This is a genomic window from Synechococcus sp. H55.2 (assembly GCF_047462495.1).
Lineage (GTDB): Bacteria > Cyanobacteriota > Cyanobacteriia > Thermostichales > Thermostichaceae > Thermostichus.
This window is the reverse complement of record NZ_JANSJH010000067.1, coordinates 11,590-15,839: the sequence shown is the minus strand read 5'-3', so window position 1 is coordinate 15,839 and position 4,250 is coordinate 11,590. Positions and strand designations below refer to the sequence as shown.

The window sequence follows — 4,250 nt, the reverse complement described above, 5'->3', positions numbered from 1 at the left end:
AGCGGCGCGGAGCGCTTGGGCTCGGCAGTGTGTCAGGTCGAAAGACTGGCTCAGGCTCGTTTGCAATGACTACAACTCAGAGCTGCCGTCCCCAGCCTCTGGGGATCCCTGGCGGTCAATGGCTTGCTTGAAGCCCAAGGCCACCAAAATGTTGGAGAGGGTGAGAAAAGCCTCTGCCCCCCCATGCAAGGGATCCACGTTGGCCAGAGAAGTGCCGTAGTGAACCTGAGCGTACAGCCCTGCCGGGATGCTGATGGCCACAAAAAGGAGCAGCAGCCAAAACCCAGTCAGGGCCAGCCGCGGGATCCGGCGCAGCCGCGACAGGAAGAACAAAAAGACCAAGTAAGGAAACAAGGAGAGGGCAAACAAACTGTTCATCGCTCAGTCGGGCTCCCCCTCCCGTGAAGGTGCATCTGCTGCCTCAGCCCGCCAAATGTGGTAAGCAGCCCAGGCCAGCGTACAGTTGCCGATTAAAGTAAAACTGGCCTGGGCAGTTACCACCCAGTCCAAATTGGGGTCGTTGTCAAACCAGTGCCAGGTGATCGCGCACATCGCCCCCAGCAAAGCGGGCAGCATTGCCCAGCTCAAACTTCGCCACTCGGGCCGGCCCACCCGCCCCCCAAATTGCCACACAAGCACAATGGCAGCGCTCCACTCCAAGACACTGGCGATGTGAATCCACCAAGTGGGAAGCGAAAGGGCGTGCATCAGGCGCTGAGGGAATGACGCAGCAGTTGGCGGTAAGTGGCTTCCTGCAACAGCATTTGCTTGTGCAGTTTAACCAAGATGTCTTTGGCCTGCTCGTGGCTCATCCGAGAAACCAAGGTCTCGAAAGCCCGCTGGCGAAATTGCTGCTCCAAGGAGAGATCTAGCGTTTCGTCCATCATTATCACCTCAGGGTGCTCAGGTTTAGGGATCTGCAGAGGGTTGCAACAGCGCAGATCCGGCCAGGTAGTGCAAGCAATCTAATACACATCTTAACAAATTGCAACAACATGGCAAGGTGTGGGATCCCGGCGGTGCCTGAGTTTGGCTGAGGCGAGGGCAGAGGAATTCAACCCGGTGGCAGGGAGAGTACAGGCCTGTAAAGTTTGACAAAGGTAGATTTTGGACCAGGAAGCGGGAGGATTTTCCGGCAGGGATCCCTTTACATCCTTTCATGTTGTGCGATTCGGTAAGTCTCCATGATAGAAGTGAATTACCCTGGAGCCTGGTTGCCCCTCTTGCTGATTGGTGCCTTACTTTGCTTGAATTGCTATGACCATTTTTGTGGGAAACCTGAACTATAAAGCCTCAACAGAAGAACTAGCAGCTTTCTTCCAGCAGAGGTGGAACGTTAAGTCGGTTACAATCCCGATAGATCGGGAAACGGGTCAGACAAGAGGCTTCGCGTTTGTGGATCTGGCAACCGAGGCCGAGGAAGATGAAGCCATCGAGAGTGCTAACGGGCAGGAGTTCATGGGCCGGCCCTTGCGTTTGGATCGAGCCAGACCCCGCCGACAAGCTTGAGCCAAGATTCCTAGCTCTGGATCTGGGAGGCCAGGCAAGCAAAGGACTCGGCTCCGCTAACGCGAACGGCAAGGTTGATCCCAACAGATGAGAGGGCTTCAAAGACTCCAAGAGTATCCAAGATGGTGAGGCTGCTACATCTTTCGGACGTTCATCTGGGCAGCAGCCTTGCCCATGGTCACATCAACCCGGCCACCGGATTGAACACCCGTTTAGAAGATTTTGTGACTTCTTTGCGCCTGTGCATTGACCATGCGCTCAACCAAGCGGTGGATCTGGTGTTGTTCGGGGGTGATGCTTTTCCCGATGCAACACCACCCCCCCTCCACCAAGAGCTTTTTGCCCAACAATTTCGCCGCTTGGCCGATGCCGGGATCCCGACCGTCCTGTTGGTGGGCAACCACGACCAGTATGGGCAAGGGCAAGAGGGCAACAGCCTGGCCATCTACCGCGCTTTGGGGGTTGCAGGCTTTATCGTGGGAGACAGGCTGCAAACTCATCGGATCGCAACTCGCAGCGGCCCGGTGCAGGTGACGACTTTACCTTGGCTGAACCGCTCCGCTCTGCTCACGCAACAAGAGAGCTTGGGACTGGATGGGGAAATCCTCGCCCATCAGCTCCTGCAGCGTCTTCATCTGGCCCTAGAGGGGGAGGTCCGCACCCTGCAGCCGGGGATCCCGGCGATTTTGCTGGCTCACGTCATGGTAGAGACGGCCCGCTACGGAGCAGAACGGCATCTTTCGGTGGGTAAAGGATTTACGGTACCCCTCTCGCTGCTGGCGCGGCCTGCCTACCAATACGTTGCCCTAGGGCATGTGCACCGCCATCAGGTGCTGTGTCGGGATCCCTTGGTGATCTATCCCGGCAGTATTGAGCGGGTGGACTTTGGCGAGGAAAAAGAGGAAAAAGGTTGTGTGCTGGTCGAAGTCACCCCCACAGGTGCGAGCTACGAATTTTTGCCCTTGCCCACCCGCACCTTTCACACCATCCGCCTGGATCTGAGCGCCGATCCGCCCCAGCAGGTGCAGGCCAAACTGCTGGCCGCCATCGCCAAGGCGCCGGTGGCCGGCTCTATCCTGCGGTTGATCTACCGCCTACGCCCCGACCAGCTCGACTGCGTCGATGAGCGGGCTTTGCACAATGCTCTCGCCCCTGCCTTTAGCTATACCATCACTCCGGAAGTGATCGGCCCCGGCCGCATCCGTCTGCCGGGCTTGGATCCCAGCCGACTTGAGCCCCTGACGGCTCTGGAGCAGTATCTGGCCGACCGCAGCGATCTGGCCCCTTTGCACAACGAGTTGCTGGCCGCCGCCCGTCAGCTGCTGGCAGAAGCCGCGGATCCCTCACAGGACTGGGATCCCAATTGGGAGGAGCCTGCCCCGGCGCAAGAGGAGCAGTTGCCGTTGTTTTGAGGTGTTCCCTCTGTAAGGGCTCGCCGAGGCTGAAGATCCCAAGTCTCAGGTGATCTAAATCACTTCCAGATGGCAAGAAGCGACACAAACTGGGGATCGGGTTGAAGACGTTGGCAACGACGGCATCAGCTCACTCACAGGGAACTGCTCAGACTGGCAGACCTCACACTGCCAGTCTTTTTTTGGGTTTTGAGTTGAGGGGCTGTGCAGCTGCAGCGGGCTCGGTACGGTTCTCCCGTTGGACTTTTCTGGTTATTCCCAACAATAGGGTTTCCCCGCAAGGCCGACTGCACAGACTGTTTCTCTAGACCCAATTTTATTTTTATTGATAAAGCTAGTGCCTAGGTGCGGGATCCGCCGGTTACGGTATACTGCACGGGATGCAGCCCTTTTGCCGGCCAATCGCTGCAATGCCATCGGGATCCCTAACCAAAACTTTTTGCGATAGCCGGCAGATCCCGGCAGAGGGTTGCTATCCCTTGTATCTCAGTCTTTCGAGTAGCCTATGACTGCAACTTTTGTTCACACACCTTTGGCGCAAACCCTGCTGCCTCGCCCTTCCCGCGTTCGAGACTTGCTGCTGGTGGTGGGAGGCAGCTTATTTGTAGCGGCCCTGGCTCAGGTGCGGATCCCTTTGCCTTTCACGCCGGTACCGATTACCGGACAAACCTTTGGCGTGATGCTGGTGGGAGCAGGCTTTGGTGCCAGGCTGGGCTTTCTCGCCTTGCTGCTGTATCTGCTGGAGGGGCTTTTGGGATTGCCCTTCTTCAGCGGCGGCGGAGCTGGGCTCAAACACCTAGCCGGAGCGACGGGGGGCTACCTGCTAGCTTTTCCCCTGGCTGCTGGGCTGATGGGCTGGTTTGTGGAGCGCTGGGGGGTGGATCGCGACCCTTGGAAGATGGCGGCGGCTATGCTCTCCTGCTCGGCTTTGATCTACGTCCTGGGAGCCACCTGGCTGGGGGTATGGCTGAACGAGAATGTCGGCCCCACCTCTCTCTTGGCAGTGCTCAACAAAGGGGTCTTCCCTTTTATACCAGGAGACCTGGTGAAGTGCGGGCTGGCAGCAGCCCTGCTGCCCACCACCTGGCGCTGGGTTGGACGAGAAAGGCCGCCGGCAGACTCCTAACCCCCTAGCAGCAACTCAAAGCTCGCCCCAGCAGAACCGGAGGGTCTTGAGGTTAGCTTCACGCCAGAAAATCTAAAAAAAAGATAACGGCTGCGCGGATCTGACCTTTTTTCTGAGATTCTAAGAACTGTGCTCAATGCGGTGTTCAATACAGCTTGTTTATGGAGCCCTTCCTTATAGTGCTCTAGAGTTTTATAGGTCGC

The 4,250-nt window shown here is 57.5% G+C and carries 7 protein-coding genes; 3 read left to right on the top strand and 4 right to left on the bottom strand.

Translation table 11 applies throughout. The features are described 5' to 3' along the window. Window positions 1-69 precede the first annotated feature (69 nt). From NW844_RS08885 to NW844_RS08875, 3 genes are read right to left on the bottom strand one after another with little or no spacing between them, the layout of a single operon-like run. On the bottom strand, window positions 70-378 hold the full coding sequence (locus NW844_RS08885) for a DUF3593 domain-containing protein (protein WP_414335030.1): 309 nt from the start codon (window positions 376-378) through the stop codon (window positions 70-72). A 3-nt stretch (window positions 379-381) separates the two neighbouring features. Continuing rightward, window positions 382-708: a DUF2499 domain-containing protein gene (locus NW844_RS08880; protein WP_414335029.1), complete on the bottom strand. Its 327-nt coding sequence runs from the start codon at window positions 706-708 to the stop codon at window positions 382-384. Then, window positions 708-887 (bottom strand): NblA/ycf18 family protein, encoded by a 180-nt coding sequence (locus tag NW844_RS08875; RefSeq protein ID WP_414335028.1) that lies wholly within the window; start codon window positions 885-887, stop codon window positions 708-710. The genes NW844_RS08880 and NW844_RS08875 overlap by 1 nt, the downstream gene beginning before the upstream one ends. Before the next feature lie 370 nt (window positions 888-1,257). Here NW844_RS08875 and NW844_RS08870 point away from each other — a divergent pair, with 370 nt between their 5' ends. The 3 genes from NW844_RS08870 to NW844_RS08860 all read left to right on the top strand — a co-directional run bounded on the left by NW844_RS08870 (window position 1,258) and on the right by NW844_RS08860 (window position 4,047). After that, window positions 1,258-1,509 carry an RNA recognition motif domain-containing protein gene (locus NW844_RS08870; RefSeq protein ID WP_414335027.1) on the top strand — a complete coding sequence of 84 codons (252 nt, stop codon included), beginning with the start codon at window positions 1,258-1,260 and terminating at the stop codon, window positions 1,507-1,509. A gap of 122 nt (window positions 1,510-1,631) precedes the next feature. After that, window positions 1,632-2,921: an exonuclease subunit SbcD gene (gene sbcD / locus NW844_RS08865; protein WP_414335026.1), complete on the top strand. Its 1,290-nt coding sequence runs from the start codon at window positions 1,632-1,634 to the stop codon at window positions 2,919-2,921. 505 nt (window positions 2,922-3,426) lie between these two features. Further along, a complete protein-coding gene (locus tag NW844_RS08860; protein ID WP_414335025.1) occupies window positions 3,427-4,047 on the top strand; it encodes a biotin transporter BioY in 621 nt (206 codons plus the stop codon). Here the strand turns inward: NW844_RS08860 and NW844_RS08855 are convergent. Next, on the bottom strand, window positions 4,044-4,250 hold a 207-nt coding region (locus NW844_RS08855), incomplete at its 5' end, for a hypothetical protein (protein WP_414335024.1). The genes NW844_RS08860 and NW844_RS08855 overlap by 4 nt on opposite strands.

Excerpts from the sequence above, each read along its gene's own strand:
- NW844_RS08880 (WP_414335029.1), bottom strand. The coding sequence starts at position 708 with ATGCACGCCCTTTCGCTTCCCACTTGGTGGATTCACATCGCCAGTGTC.
- NW844_RS08860 (WP_414335025.1), top strand. The coding sequence starts at position 3,427 with ATGACTGCAACTTTTGTTCACACACCTTTGGCGCAAACCCTGCTGCCT.
- NW844_RS08885 (WP_414335030.1), bottom strand. The coding sequence starts at position 378 with ATGAACAGTTTGTTTGCCCTCTCCTTGTTTCCTTACTTGGTCTTTTTG.
- sbcD (WP_414335026.1), top strand. The coding sequence starts at position 1,632 with ATGGTGAGGCTGCTACATCTTTCGGACGTTCATCTGGGCAGCAGCCTT.
- NW844_RS08870 (WP_414335027.1), top strand. The coding sequence starts at position 1,258 with ATGACCATTTTTGTGGGAAACCTGAACTATAAAGCCTCAACAGAAGAA.
- NW844_RS08875 (WP_414335028.1), bottom strand. The coding sequence starts at position 887 with ATGATGGACGAAACGCTAGATCTCTCCTTGGAGCAGCAATTTCGCCAG.